Annotated in this window: 11 protein-coding genes; 6 read left to right on the forward strand and 5 right to left on the reverse strand. The window is 47.6% G+C overall.

Going from position 1 to position 14,544, the window contains the following annotated elements:
- Window positions 1-396 precede the first annotated feature (396 nt).
- Window positions 397-1,491, forward strand: a complete 1,095-nt coding sequence (aroC, locus tag NDA06_RS16535; protein WP_190414330.1) for a chorismate synthase — start codon at window positions 397-399, stop codon at window positions 1,489-1,491.
- Between the two features lie 7 nt (window positions 1,492-1,498).
- Entirely contained in the window at window positions 1,499-2,353 is an 855-nt protein-coding gene (locus NDA06_RS16540) for an MBL fold metallo-hydrolase (RefSeq protein WP_190414328.1), read from the forward strand.
- Between the two features lie 41 nt (window positions 2,354-2,394).
- On the opposite strand, the gene NDA06_RS16545 is transcribed toward NDA06_RS16540, so the two are convergent.
- A complete protein-coding gene (locus tag NDA06_RS16545) occupies window positions 2,395-3,333 on the reverse strand; it encodes a phosphodiester glycosidase family protein (protein ID WP_190986141.1) in 939 nt (312 codons plus the stop codon).
- 168 nt (window positions 3,334-3,501) lie between these two features.
- Here NDA06_RS16545 and NDA06_RS16550 point away from each other — a divergent pair, with 168 nt between their 5' ends.
- Window positions 3,502-4,563, forward strand: a complete 1,062-nt coding sequence (locus tag NDA06_RS16550) for a hypothetical protein (protein ID WP_242047480.1) — start codon at window positions 3,502-3,504, stop codon at window positions 4,561-4,563.
- A 159-nt stretch (window positions 4,564-4,722) separates the two neighbouring features.
- Entirely contained in the window at window positions 4,723-5,871 is a 1,149-nt protein-coding gene (locus NDA06_RS16555) for an isomerizing glutamine--fructose-6-phosphate transaminase (RefSeq protein WP_347277039.1), read from the forward strand.
- 27 nt (window positions 5,872-5,898) lie between these two features.
- Here NDA06_RS16555 and NDA06_RS16560 read toward each other — a convergent pair whose 3' ends face one another.
- Both NDA06_RS16560 and NDA06_RS16565 read right to left on the reverse strand, forming a co-directional pair.
- Window positions 5,899-6,759, reverse strand: coding sequence for an SH3 domain-containing protein (locus tag NDA06_RS16560; protein WP_190986140.1), 861 nt, complete (start codon window positions 6,757-6,759; stop codon window positions 5,899-5,901).
- Between the two features lie 930 nt (window positions 6,760-7,689).
- The gene (locus NDA06_RS16565) at window positions 7,690-8,805 is read right to left on the reverse strand and encodes a serine/threonine-protein kinase (RefSeq protein WP_190687509.1); all 1,116 of its coding nucleotides are present in this window, start codon (window positions 8,803-8,805) and stop codon (window positions 7,690-7,692) included.
- 235 nt (window positions 8,806-9,040) lie between these two features.
- On the opposite strand from NDA06_RS16565, the gene NDA06_RS16570 reads away from it, so the two are divergent.
- The gene (locus NDA06_RS16570; RefSeq protein ID WP_190414319.1) at window positions 9,041-9,790 is read left to right on the forward strand and encodes a DUF561 domain-containing protein; all 750 of its coding nucleotides are present in this window, start codon (window positions 9,041-9,043) and stop codon (window positions 9,788-9,790) included.
- A gap of 183 nt (window positions 9,791-9,973) precedes the next feature.
- Here the strand turns inward: NDA06_RS16570 and NDA06_RS16575 are convergent, their stop codons facing one another.
- Window positions 9,974-11,098, reverse strand: coding sequence for an aminotransferase class I/II-fold pyridoxal phosphate-dependent enzyme (locus NDA06_RS16575; protein WP_190986139.1), 1,125 nt, complete (start codon window positions 11,096-11,098; stop codon window positions 9,974-9,976).
- A gap of 346 nt (window positions 11,099-11,444) precedes the next feature.
- Here NDA06_RS16575 and fetB point away from each other — a divergent pair, with 346 nt between their 5' ends.
- The gene (fetB, locus tag NDA06_RS16580) at window positions 11,445-12,224 is read left to right on the forward strand and encodes an iron export ABC transporter permease subunit FetB (protein WP_190414315.1); all 780 of its coding nucleotides are present in this window, start codon (window positions 11,445-11,447) and stop codon (window positions 12,222-12,224) included.
- 295 nt (window positions 12,225-12,519) lie between these two features.
- Here the strand turns inward: fetB and NDA06_RS16585 are convergent, their stop codons facing one another.
- Window positions 12,520-14,442 (reverse strand): hypothetical protein, encoded by a 1,923-nt coding sequence (locus NDA06_RS16585; RefSeq protein ID WP_190986138.1) that lies wholly within the window; start codon window positions 14,440-14,442, stop codon window positions 12,520-12,522.
- Window positions 14,443-14,544: the final 102 nt, after the last annotated feature.

Below are 14,544 nucleotides of genomic sequence, written 5' to 3' on the forward strand. Positions count from 1 at the left end.
CGACTTGGCAGCAGGTGAGTCCACCCCAGTGGCTCTGATGGCTCCCAGCATCAATGGCTAATCGCTAGAAACTCTAGCTAAATAAAAACGCTCTCCGCAAGGGGGGCGTTTTTTGTTTGGGGAAATAGAGAAAGCAAAGGACGTACAAGAAGCGATCGCACCCGATACAGAACTTTGCTTGATAAGGTGAGCAAGCGTGCTGGAGTACGTGTGGCTGCTGATAAGTAGATAGGAAAATTAAAAAAATATAAGCTCTCTCTCCTCTTACCTCTGCGCCCTTTGCGTCCTTGGCGGTTCGTTTAAATAAAAACAGTTGCAGCGAGAAGCGCGATCGCTTCCCATCTCAATCGCGATCGCTGTTAAGATACAAATCGCTATGCATCCTCCTTAAGTATTATGGGCAATACCTTCGGGCATCTATTTCGCATCACTACATTTGGCGAGTCCCACGGCGGTGGCGTCGGGGTGATTATCGATGGGTGTCCACCGCAATTGGAAATTTCTGCCGAAGAAATTCAGGTAGAACTCGATCGGCGGCGTCCGGGACAAAGTAAAATCGTCACACCCCGCAAAGAAGCTGACACCTGCGAAATTCTTTCCGGCGTATTTGAAGGCAAAACCTTGGGAACGCCAATCGCAATTTTGGTGCGAAACAAGGACACTCGCCCCCAAGATTATGATGAGATGGCGCAGAAATATCGCCCTTCTCATGCTGATGCGACTTACGATGCGAAATATGGCATTCGCAACTGGCAAGGTGGCGGCAGATCCTCAGCGCGGGAGACAATTGGACGAGTAGCCGCTGGCGCGATCGCTAAAAAAGTCCTTCATCAAGTTGCTGGAGTTGAAATCATCGCCTATGTCAAGCGCATCAAAGACTTAGAAGGCGTTGTCGATCCCAATACTGTCACTTTAGAACAAGTAGAAAGTAATATTGTCCGCTGTCCCGATGCCGAATGTGCAGAGCGGATGATTGAAAAAATTGAGCAGGTAGGGCGAGAAGGCGACTCTATCGGTGGAGTTGTAGAATGTGTTGCCCGTCATCTACCCAAAGGGCTAGGTTCGCCAGTATTTGATAAGCTGGAAGCAGACCTGGCTAAAGGTGTCATGTCTCTACCAGCAAGTAAGGGATTTGAAATTGGCTCTGGTTTTGCCGGTACTTTGTTATCGGGCAGCGAGCATAATGACGAATTCTCGATTGACGAAAGTGGCGAAATTCGCACCAAAACGAACCGTTCCGGCGGGATTCAGGGGGGCATCTCCAACGGAGAAAATATTATTCTTCGGGTGGCATTTAAACCAACAGCCACTATTCGCAAAGAACAGCGCACCGTGACCCGCGAGGGTGAAGAGACTATACTAGCAGCTAAGGGGCGTCACGACCCTTGCGTTTTGCCCAGAGCGGTGCCTATGGTAGAGGCAATGGTGGCTTTGGTGCTTTGCGATCATTTGCTACGCCATCAGGGTCAGTGCGGTACTTTAAAGCCTTGAGAGTGAAATGGAAACCAGCCCTTCTTCCGAGTTTTTGCTTCAGTTTTGGGGTGTGCGAGGCAGTATCCCCTCCCCTGGAAAAGATACCGTTCGCTACGGTGGCAATACTTCTTGTATAGAAATGCAAATCGGTGGAAAACGCCTGATCTTTGATGGCGGCACCGGCTTGCGTCTTCTATCTAAGGATTTGATAAACCAGCAGCAGTCAGTAGAAGCTTATATGTTTTTTACTCACTACCACTGGGATCATATTCAAGGAGTACCGTTTTTTAAGCCAGCTTTTATGGAAGGCAATTGCTTCCACATTTATGGGGCAGTACCACCAGATGCAGACTCCATGAAACAGCATTTCTGCGATCGCGTGATGCACTCAAATTCTCCAGTGCCACTGCAAGGCATGGAAGCTGACTTGAAGTTTTACGAGTTAATTTGTGGCGATACCTTTCAGGTGGATGATATCACCATTGAAACCGGCCCGCTGAACCATCCCAACGGCGCGATGGGATATCGGGTGACGTGGCAAGGGCACACAGTCTTCTACTGTACGGATACGGAACATTTGCCGGATCGTCCAGATGAAAATGTGCTGCACTTAGCCCGCGAAGCCGATGTCCTAATTTACGATGCCATGTACACCGATGAGGAGTATAACAACCCCAAATCTCCGAAAGTCGGCTGGGGACACTCTACTTGGCAGGAAGGGGTGAAAGTGGCGCAGGCAGCAGGAGTCAAGCGGTTGGCAATTTTTCACCACGAACCGAACCACAGCGATGACTTTCTCGATCAAATTGAAACGCAAGTTCAAGAAGTCTCGCCGGGTTCGTTCCTTGCCCGTGAAGGGATGATTGTGCAGGTAAATTAAAAAATGCAAAATTAAAAATTAAAAAATAAGATTGTTTATTTTTAATTTTTAATTCTTATCGGTCGCGCATAAAAGCCCAGATGGTTCGCCACTGGGCGCTGTCGCATGGGGATTCGAGTATGAATCGGTGAATTGAGCGATGCTGCTAACACTTCGCTAGGCTTCTCTCCACGACGCGCTACCACCAGCGTTGTCGAACCGCCGCCATCCAAGTTCAGCGCCCGATAAACACCCAACTCGGCAAGAATATTTTGCAGCTCAATTATACTGACACCCTCACTATAGAAACGCTGGCGACCATCAACCAGAATTAACCACAATTTCTCGCCGCTTTCATCAGTCGCAACCACTGTGCGCGGAAATAACTTTTTTTGATCGCGGTTATCTTTCATCACCACTAAGTTGCCGCGTTCGATGATGATTTCGCCGCCTGCCAAAGCTTGAGCCGTATCCGCAGGACAACTCGCCATGCTGATTTGGGCACGATTATCCTGAGAAAAACACAAAACAGGCCAGCCTCGCTCAAACGCAGAGTAGGTGACGCCGTTAGAAATCGCCTGCCCCAATACGTTCACGGGTTCGCCACTGTGGGGATAATATAACAGCCATTGCTCTTGGAATGGGTAAAAAAAGCTACCATTGATTGCCAATTGCAAGTTAAATTCCCGCAAAAAGTCACTGGTCGTTTGTGCTACGGTTTCTTTTCCTTGGGTGGGTTTTCCTGGCGTTACTAACACCCCAATTCCTGGCGCTTTTAGGTCGATAGTGACAACGTGGATCGTTAGGGGGCGCGGTGTTGAGCGGGGAATGCGCCGATAAACGATACCTTGAAATAGCGGTTGCTGAACGTCGGTGCGGGGTGGACGACTGAGACACGAAACGCCATAGAAGACACCATAGAGTCCCAGAGACAACAGCACCAGACTAAGGGCAATGGCACTGAGCGATCGCGTCCAGGGAAATTTGCGTCGTTTGCTCATACTGGTTGAGGATTTTTCGACAGCCACGGATTATCCCAAGATATCCGCTAATTTTGAAGCAAGAGTCGCGATCGCATTCTGATTGCATTCTCTATTAATAAGAGCGATCGCGCATCATTGAATAGCACTTAGGATAAAAAAGAGTTTTAAGTTCGTAGGACGCAAGCCATGCGATTACAGTGGTTACTGTGGGGAGCAATCCTCAGCGTTGGGCTGTCAGCACTGCCCGCTCAAGCACAGATAACAGATGCTAAAGTAGCGGCATTCGCAGAAGCGCTCAGGAAGGCAGCACCCCAAACCGGAAAACAGGACGATGGACTCTACAGCGACTGGCAAATCAAACTAAACAACATTCCCCGCTGGTCAAAACAATGCACCGGACGTGCCCTAAGCATAGCGGAATTTGAAGCAAATCCCGCCACCGCACGGAAAGTTGTAGAGTGCATCATGGGCAATATTCTTCGCCAACAGTATCAAGCCGCGGGTAACAATGAATCCGTAGCGGTACAACGGGCGGCTGCTTGGTGGATGACAGGCGATCCCACCCGCTATAACAGTAAAGACATCGCTTCCTACATCCAAAAAGTTTCTGGTTTTTACCAGCAGTCGCGTTCAACTTCATCCGCAGTACCGCCTGCCTCAACCCCACCCAAACCTGCTACCCAACCAGCGGCTAAACCAACTCCAACTCCCACGCCATCACCATCACCCACCTCAAACCAGCCACCCGCAAAACCCCCTGTCACAACGGCGGCGGCTACCAATTCAGCAAAGATTTCTGATACCCATGTAGGGGCACTGGTGGAAGCGTTACGACGGGCAGCACCGCAAACTGGCACCGCTGATGATGGACTGTACAGCGAGTGGCAAGTTAAACCAGACAATATACCCGGCTGGTCACAACAATGTATCAATCGGGAACTAACACCAGCGCAATTTGAAAGCAGTCCCGTAACCGCACGAAGCATTCTGGTGTGTGTCATGCGCGACGTGTTGCGGGACGAGTTTCAGGCGAGTGGCAACAATGAGGTGGTAGCGGTACAACGGGCGGCTTCCTGGTGGATGACGGGCGATCCGACCCGCTATAACAGCAACGAAACCGGCCCTTATACAGAAAAAGTTCTTGGTTTCTATCAAGAGTTGCGCTCAACTTCATCGGCTTCACCACCTACCTCTAACCAGGCAGCTACAAATTCAGCGACAGAGCCGAAGTTATTTCCCCATCGCTAAACTGTTCGTAGTAGGGCATAGGAACCTAGAACAGGGAGCAATTTCCTTTTAAGGGTAGGTTATTTTTCCTTCTTCCCCAACTAAGTCCGGGAATACTGCTGATAGGAGGCTCTAGCTCCTATCGGCAGCAGCCAATCCAATTAACATTTCTAGTGCAGCGTGAATTCTCCTAAAGAAAAGGTATTTTCCCACTTCATGCTCAAGGAAATCCATGAGCAATCAGAAGTTGTCCGAACTTGTTTAGAGGCTTTCTCAGAAATTCGTTTCAACGATCAACAGCCACGACTTGAATTGACTCAACAACCTCTAAACTTAGGTTTATCATCCAACTTTTACGATGGTATAGACCAGATTAAAATTCTTGCTTGTGGCAGTAGTCTTCATGCCAGCTTGGTAGGTAAATATCTATTAGAGCAAGTGGCTAAAGTGCCAACAAGCGTACACTATGCCTCAGAATTTCGGGATGCACCATCGCCTGCAACTCCGAATACTCTCATTGTTGGCGTTACCCAATCTGGAGAAACCGCAGATACTCTCGCTGCCTTAGAAATAGAAAAACAGCATTGTTCTGGTGAAACTCGATTTTTAGGAATTACCAATCAGGCGGGAAGTTCCTTAGAAAAGCTGGTAGATCGTACAATTCATACTTTGGCAGGAAGTGAAGTAGCGATCGCTGCCACCAAAACCTTTGTCGCTCAGTTGATAGCGTTTTACTGTTGGGCGCTTGATGTAGCATACTGCCGTCAAACTCTATCGAGCGATCGCCTGCATCAAATTCTCACGGAATTGCACCGAATCCCCGAGCAAATTGATTTAATTTTACAAAGCCAAAAGCACGTCATCGAGCAGCTAGCCAAAGATTTTACCCATACCCAAAACTGCATTATTTTAGGGCGCGGGATTAATTTTCCTATCACTCTAGAAGCAGCACTAAAACTGAAAGAAACCAGCTATATCCACGCAACAGGTTATCATGCTGGAGAGTTTTTGCACGGCCCAATTGCGATGCTAGATTCTTCTGTGACTGTAGTAGCGATCGCAATGCCCGGAGTTGTTTATGAAAAAATCCTTGCTAATGCCCAAAAAGCAAAAGCAAGGGGGGTTCAGCTCATTGGGGTGACATCCACAAACAATCCAGAAATTACAGGCATCTTTGATCGGGTATTGACTGTCCCGGAGGTGGACGAATTACTTTCTCCGATCCTGACAGTTATTCCGCTGCAACTCTTAGCCTATTACGCGGCTGTTCATCGGGGATTGGATGTTGACCGCCCCAGAAATTTGACGAAGACTTTGGCTGTGGATTAACCTGTTGATTTCAGAAATTGCGATCGCTTAATTCCCATTTCCTGGCAAGAAGTAACGTAGCCGCCATTGTCCGCGAGTCCGAACAAAACTGACACGGTAATCGGTTTCTGAATCGTACACATAGCGGTTGAGAACCCAACCTTTTTTACCAGTCCGGAGTTTCACTGGCGTCCAACCATCGATAACCTTTTCCTTCACCGCTTTCTGCATCTGCTCTGGTAGGCTATTAAAGGTGTTGCCATCAAACGCTACAAAATCGTAAGACACAACCCCCACAACTTTGCTACCTGCCCCAGGGTTTGCACGGACATTCACATTTTGTCCTAAGATTGCCAGTTGTCCAACATTCGGTTTATCTGGACGAATCGACTCCAGTGCTTTTGCGATATCTGGACACACCCAAACATCAGATCCCGGTTCTTTGTTCGCCACTTTTGCCTGATTGTCGGTAGCACAACCTAAACTAAGTGCCTTATCCATATATGCCCAAAATTTAGAATTTTTGTCATCAATGTTGTAGCTGTCCAAATTGAGCGTACCGCCATAGTTCCATTCAGTTTCTGAGGTGACAAGCGTGCGAATAAAATTAGCATCCCGCCGACTAATGGCATCTAAAAGACGCACGCGAAACTGAGAAAACGAACTTTTGTCTGGCGGAGTTGTTTGAGTCCCAGTTGGTTTTGGAGTCGGCGGCGTATACGGTGGGGGCGATACCGCCACAGACGGGGGTATTTTCGGTTCTAGTGTCTCCGTTGTCGCTGGAGGAGATGGAACTTCAGTTGTGGGTTGTGGTGCTTGGCTGTTGCGGTAGCTAATCGTTGCTAAAGTGGAACCTGCGATCGCTCCTATAGCGATCGCGCATGTTATTAAAATTTGATAAGGTTTCATTCTACCCTCTTGTTCGGTATTCTAAGTTCCTACGTTTTCAATGCCTTATCTTTGGCGGAGTCAGTGCAAATCCTGCTTGTTTGTTTTTACTGTTTTCAGGATTAACTTGCTAAAGCGGTTGGGTATTTATTCCCATTTTTTTACTCATAGAAACACCCTCACCAATCATTTTTTGACGACTAAATAACTTATAAAACTGATTCTGAGCTTTCTAAGTAGCAAGCTTCATCAATGCGATGCCAGTTTGTTAAGTTGCCACATAATTTCTAAGTTATTTTCGTGACCAAAGCTTCTTCGATTGAATGCCCTTTCAAATAACTGTCACAACCTCATTGGCTTTTCTATGGTTAATGATTATGATCTAAAACAAATTATTTTCATAAGATTTTACTTTAGTCTTTGGTGATACACATCAGATACCTCACCCCCTGAGGTGGGAGTGCTGCTACGCTAGAAGGAAGATAGATAATAAGAAACTGAAGTGTAGCGCTTAAACAGGTGAATTGATATCAGCTCGCTCTCAAACTTTTTACTAAACTAGACGCTTGAGCGATCTAAATGTTTCCATCTGTAAGTTTGAGAAATCTAAAACGACTTTTTATATTTTATCAATTAATAATAGACCCGGATAATACAGTGAGCCTAAACGATTCATGAAGGTGATATCCTCGAATTCTTAGAGAAGTTGAGGATATGAACCGCTGGTTTGCCACTTAAATAGGATTGCTATATAAGCAAGCGTTCCCCTTTTTTTCTATCTTTAGGGAAAGAATTTTTTAGAAGATATCTGAAAGGAATATTGGCATCTTGTTTGGGCTTTCACTCTCAGGAAATAAACTGCTGCACCCAATAGGAAACTTCTGCTCAAAAGCGGAAGCCTTTGTCGAGCAATGGTGTAATAACCAACTATAATTTTTCCACTACCAATTTCTAAAGTCCTGAGTTACCAGAACTGCTAATGATGCTATGACGGGGTCTTTTCTTATGATCTCGTTGCTTTGCCTGCCACCTAGCTTTCCAGTCTCGAAGCGCGATCGCTGTTCTGGCGGTAGGAGAAACATAATTTGGTGAATTTGCTTCTGATTTTTTCTTATCTGAATCTTTCCCTGAAGGACGCTGAGTTGTCATAAACTGCGCTAAATTGTCTTGAGGCGATTCCCAGCCAAATGCCTGCATAATCGCTGTTGCAGATTGATAACGTTCGCGTAAAGAGATTTTCAGCATTCTGTTGAGAATTTTGCCAAAGTCTTTACTGACTGATATCGTGTCCTGCCACTGAATCTCACCCGTAGAGCGATCGCTATCAAATTCTAGCGGCGCTTTCCCACTCAACAAGTAAAGACACGTTACGCCTAACGAATAAATATCGCTGGCATAAACAGGACGCAGTGAAAATTGTTCCGGCGGTGCAAATCCAACCGTGCCGATAAACTGGGTGGTTTGCTTCTGACCTCCTGTATCGCTTAAAGGAACCATCTCCTCTTTGACAGCTCCAAAGTCAATCAGCACCAGCCTCCCATCGTCCTGGCAACGGATGATGTTCTGGGGCTTAATATCGCGGTGAATTACATTATTGCCGTGGATGTACTGCAACAATGGCAGGATTTGACGAAGGAAATATTTAACGCCTTCTTCCGATAAGGGACCTCCGCGCCGCACCAAGCGTGCGAGGGTATACCCTCGTACATATTCTTGAACTAAATAGAATTCTCCCTCGTTTACAAAGTAATCTAGCAGCATGGGAATTTGGGAATGGCTGCCCAACTTACTGAGGGTTCTTGCTTCTTGCTCGAAGCGTTTCCGCGCTGTTTGCAGTCCAATCGGATCGCTAAACTTGGGACACAGCTGCTTAATCACGCACAAAGGATCGCCTGGCAAGTTGGCATCTCTGGCTAAAAAGGTGATACCAAAGCCACCTCTTCCCAACATTCGCAGGATCTCATAGCGATCGCGGAACAACTGCTCGGTACCACACAGCTGCCCTAGTTCAGTTTGCTGTAAAACATCTGAGTGAAAAGTTGACAGATTTGTGGGTGGAAAATTCATGACCGTCACTGGCAGGAGGAGGGCAGGAGGGGGGCAGGATCTGCGCTATGCTCCTAGTCTAGATCCCAGTTGTGATAAAAAGCAGAGCGTAATTTTTATTTCCTGATGGTATGGCAATCAGCGGGGATGCACAACCTTCCGCAGTAATATTCCCAGGTAGATCGTTCTGAATGTAGAGACCGGATGATTCGGTCTGTACAATTAAGATGCAAAATTTGCGAGCCAAATCGGGCTTATGACCATGAATACTACACTACAGCGTGTCTTTGACCAAGGTCGTGCTTTAAAAATTATTACCGGATTGAATAACTTCAATCCGGAGCGAGTTGCTGCCACCGTTAAGGCAGCCGACTTAGGCGGTGCTACTTTCGTCGATATTGCCGCAGAACCCAATTTGGTGCGGTTGGCTCGTCAGTTGACAAGCCTGCCAATTTGTGTATCAGCAGTAGAACCAGAACTGTTTGCGATCGCAGTGGAAGCTGGAGCGGATTTGATTGAAATCGGCAACTTTGATAGTTTTTACGCGCAGGGACGGCGGTTTGAAGCAGAAGAAGTGTTGGCGCTGACGCAAGCAACGCGATCGCTGCTGCCAAATATCACCTTGTCTGTCACCGTGCCCCATATTCTGGAGCTAGATCGGCAAGTTCAACTCGCAGAAGCATTGGTAAAAGCCGGTGCCGATATTATCCAAACCGAAGGAGGCACTTCCTCAACCCCGACTCACGCCGGTACGCTAGGACTGATTGAAAAAGCGGCTCCTACCTTAGCAGCAGCTTACGAAATTTCCCGCGCTGTTTCCGTCCCAGTCCTGTGTGCTTCCGGAATTTCTAGCGTTACCGCACCGATGGCGATCGCTGCCGGTGCTGCGGGTGTCGGCGTCGGTTCTGCCATCAACCAACTCAACAGTGAAGTCGCGATGGTAGCGGCTGTTCGTAGCTTGGTGGAAGCACTATCCACTGTCAGCCGCGAACGTATTCATGCGTAATCCCTAAGCGGTCGGAGTGATGAGTGATGAGTTTTGAATTTTGAATAAATCTTGGCTAAGGAACGTGGATTAAAAAACTTACACTGATTCACGTTCTGTAGGGACATGGCAGTGCTATGCCCCTACGCCAGAAATCGAGGTTAATAAATCGACCCTCAAAACTCAAAATTCAAAACTCAAAACTTATCCCAAGCAGTCTTTCAAGCTGTAAACCACTTGCTCCTGTTCCTCCAGAGAAAGTTCTGGGAACATGGGCAAGGCCAAAACCTCGTGACAGACTTGCTCTACCACAGGGAAGTCCCCAGATTTATAGCCTAAATTCTTGTAGACCGGCTGTAGGTGTAAAGGCAAGGGATAGTAAACCATCGAACTAACGCCTTGCTGCTGTAGCTGATTGCGAACCTCGTCCCGATAGCTGCCGTTACTAGATTGGGTGAGGCGAATCGTGTATTGATTCCAGACACAGCGACCTCCTGGCGTTTCTTGCGGCTTCACCACCCCAGGCACCGGCTCTAACAATCGGTGGTACTGCTGTGCAACCGAGCGACGCAGGTCATTCCACGTATCCAGATAACGCAGTTTAATTTGCAGAATGGCGGCTTGTAGAGCATCCAAGCGGCTATTAATGCCAGTTGCTTCATGATGGTAGCGATCGCGCATTCCATGCTCCCGCAGCATCCGTATAGCAGAAGCGATCGCTGGATCGTTCGTCGTCACCGCACCGCCATCCCCACAAGCACCCAGATTCTTAGTAGGAAAGAAACTAAAGCAGCCAATATGCCCGATGCTGCCAACTTTAGATCCTGCCCACTCAGCGCCTGTGGCTTGGGCACAGTCTTCAATCACCGCTAGATTATGAGCCTGTGCTACGTCCATCACTGTCGTCATATCCACCGGCTGCCCAAACAGGTGAACTGGGATAATGGCGCGAGTTTTAGCGGTAATCGCCTTTTGCAGCTGATCGATATTGAAATTAAACGTTTGGGCATCAATATCAACAAAAACCGGCGTCGCCCCCACCACGCTAATTACTTCAGCAGTGGCAATAAAGGTGAACGGCGTCGTAATTACCTCATCCCCCGGCCCAATCTGTAAAGCCCTGAGAGCTAGATAGAGGGCATCTGTACCAGAGTTACACGCTACACACTCTGAAACGCCTGTGTAAGCTGCAAACTGTTGCTCGAAGCCTGCAACCGAAGGACCACCAATATAACGACCAGAAGCCAAGATGCCTAGAACGGCTGCATTCACTTCTTCACTGATAATTTTGTACTGCCGCGACAGGTCTAGGGGGGGAATATTATTCACTCGTTGACACCACAAATTTTTATCTACATAGAACCAAATTTTGCTCAGAAAGGGAATCCACGCCTCACCATCCTTTTTGATTCAGAATGCCGAACTTACAAAATTGTTTCGCAGAATTTGGCAGATAGAGGGACGATAACAGGAAAACGAAGCAGACCCACAGAGGACAAGGGGAGCATTCCTATTTTCACTCAGTCCTAACTCCTAACTCCTAACTCCTCAGCACTCAGTCCTCAGTCCTCAGTCCTCAGTCCTCCGCCCTCCGCCCTCCGCCCTCCGCCCTCCGCAATCAAAACTTCCTCAACCCTGGCAGAATTAGGGAGAAAGCAAGACCTCATTTTGAACTGTGGATTCTTTAATCGCACTGAACTTTACAGACCTTGTCTTGGCGTTGGGCATGATGGCAGTTGCCATTGGTTTATCCAGGATTCAACAACTCGGATTAGAAGGGCAATTGGCGATCGCGACTGGTCGCACTATTATCCAGCTGTTGGGCGTTGGATATGTATTAGCCTTCGTCTTCGCCTGGAAAAATCCTTGGGCAGTTTTGGCACTTTTGATGGTGATGCTGAGCATTGCCGCAATTGTTGCTCGCAATCGCATCGGCAAAAAAATTCCCCAAGTATTGCCCGTGGTGTGGGGGTCGATTTTGGTGAGTAGCGCCCTGACATTGAGTTACACCACTTTGTTGATCCTTCAACCGCCCATTTGGTATGAACCCCAGTACCTGATTCCCTTAGCGGGAATTGTACTCGGAAATGCGATGAATGGAGCAGCGATCGCAGGCGAACGTTTGAGCAGCACCGTCAACGCTAGTCGCGCCGAAATTGAAACCCACCTGAGCTTAGGTGCAACGCCACAACAGGCGGTTGCACAGTACCGCAAAGATTCCATCCGCGCCGGTTTGATTCCCACTCTGAACCAAATGATGGTTGTTGGAGTCGTGACACTACCGGGAATTATTACAGGTCAATTATTGAGTGGTGTTGACCCGCTGAATGCTGCATCCTACCAAATTTTAATTATGTTTATGCTTGCTTTTACCAACTTAGTGACAACTTTATTAGTCACTCAAGGGCTTTGCCGCCAGTTTTTTACTAGCGAAGCCCAACTCAAGAATCATTAAAAATAAAAAACGAGTTTTCTTAAAAAAATCCTAGGTAGTTTAACTCAAATTTTGCCCAGTTTTATTACGGCTTTGCATCTGTTGTTTATTAATTTGACAAATGCAAGATGTAATCCTAATTTCCCTTGATGATGCTACACATTTGATCCGCTCAACTGGGAAGGAAGACGAAGCAGTAAGTGTAGCAGCACAAAAGTGAAATGGTATAAGTAGCAACAGCAAAAGCTAACGCAACCTCAGGATTTGGTGGGTTGAGATAGAAAACATAACCGACCCTAATGTGAGACTTTTATTCCTAGCTAACTTTAGGATATTTGTTAATCAACGAACCATCTGGAGTATAGAGTTCAAGAGGAATACGGGCGTTATCGCTAATCGCTTCCAGTGCGTCTCCTAGCGTTCGCAAATGAGCGGCTATCCCAGCTTGAGCATTAGAATCTCCTCTCAATTGTGCGGCGTTTACGGTTTGCGTCACCATCTGCATATAAGCGGGTGTCAACTGAACTCTGATTAGCTGACTGGTGACAGTGTATTCACAGACTTTCGGCGTCCCAGCGCAGGTTTTAATAAGATCGGTACTCGCTTTTTGGAGCAGGCTGGCATACCCTAGTTGGATTTCTGCTTGCCTGAGTTCGGCTTTATAAGAACTCATTAGGGAATCGCCTTGATTGTAGAAAAAAGTACCTCTGGGAATTTTTTGAATGTTAACGATTGCATTGCGCCAGTTCAGCACCGCTAATGTCCATTGGTTGCGCTGTTCGTAATTTTTGGCATTACGTGCGAGGGTTTGAGCAAAATTGTAGGCGTTAGCGGCAATTTGTTCTTTGTTTTTGCGATCGCGTGCTGCTGACAATTTGGGCAGATTCGTCGCCAGCAGTTGCTGCGCCTCCGGACGGGAAGTCGTGCCGACAGGAATCGCCTTGAGCCGATTGATTGCCATCTCCCAGTTCATTTCAGCCAGTCGCCAAGTGGCGATCGAATTAGCCACTCCTTCACGGGCTTCTGCTACCTGAAGCCCTTCTTTTGCAGCGTCGAGGTTTTTAAGCGCCTGTCGTTCGGCATTCACTCGCCCGTTAATCGCGGCTAAATTTATTCGATAGTCCTTAATTTTCTGCTGAGCCAGTTGGTAGACCGTGCTATTTTTGGGCACGGGTTCCAAAAGCGCGATCGCTTCTCGCCATAGCTTCTGAATTTCTAACCATTCTGTCGCTGAATGGGGAGGATTTTGGCTCTGTCTAGCCGCCGCGGAACCTTTACTCAAAGCCATTACCAGCTGATCGAGCAATTCGGCTTGCTGCGAATTGTCGTTCAATTGCTTCTGAGCTTCGGAATAAGAACCAGACCAGAATGGAATCAGCTTCAAAAGGCGGATTGCCTCTTGTTGTTTCTCTCTTGCTTCTAATATTTCTTGCCCCGATTTTGGTCGCTGAAGGGTTGCAGATGCCTCCTGGCTCAACGCTTGTGCCGTGAGTAGTGGCGTACAGGTTCCGATGACGCAGGGACGTGTCAAGGCGTAGAGAGTGAGCAGAAACGTCAATAAACTTACTCCCGCGCTTGCCAACAGTACCGGCAATGGCAATCGCTGGAGTTTACCAGCCAGTGAAGTCGGTGGTGCCTCGCTTTTAACCTCCCCCGGCGAATCATCCGGCTCTAAACTGAGTTCATCGGCAGGAAGGGAGGAAGATTCATTAATCGTGGGTGCTGAGCCGATTTCTGCCGGGTCGGCATCCACTCCAATGCTGTCATCTGCCGCTGCTGGTGTCCCGCTGGGGAGATTTTCCGGAATTGTCTCCTTGCGCCTCAATTTTTTGGGTGGATTTTTGACTTCTGTCGAATTTGGGATTGTCTCCTCGATAACAGATGTCTCATCAGCGAGAGCAGTCGTTAACGTTGACACAGTTGACGTTGACACAACAGGCGGATCGACACTGAAGGCATGGAAAGCATAGGGTTGCTTTTGCCCGACTACTCTTAGATACAGCTGGACTTGACGGGCAAATTCCGGTTGCAGACTTTTGAGAGTTTGCTCTAACGTTCTAAAGGTTCGTTGCGGGTCAGGCAGAAAATCCGCTGGGTGTTGCGTCAAAATAATTAACGCTTCCTGCGGTAAGGCACACCGAACTTGAAAGGGAACCTTCTCCGGTAATGCCGAGTAAAGGCGATTTTGTAGAATTCGCCCCAGTACCTCTAATTCGCTTTCGCGGGCTACTGTTTCCATCCAGCAACACCCTCCGTTTCACTTTCTTCCATTTTGAGGCAGGACAGCTAAAAAGCTTGCTCAATTTTCTACTTTCAAGCAGAGGAATCGCATCAGTAGTGC

Origin of the sequence: Trichocoleus sp. ST-U1, assembly GCF_039961835.1 — a bacterium.
GTDB lineage: Bacteria > Cyanobacteriota > Cyanobacteriia > Cyanobacteriales > FACHB-T130 > FACHB-T130.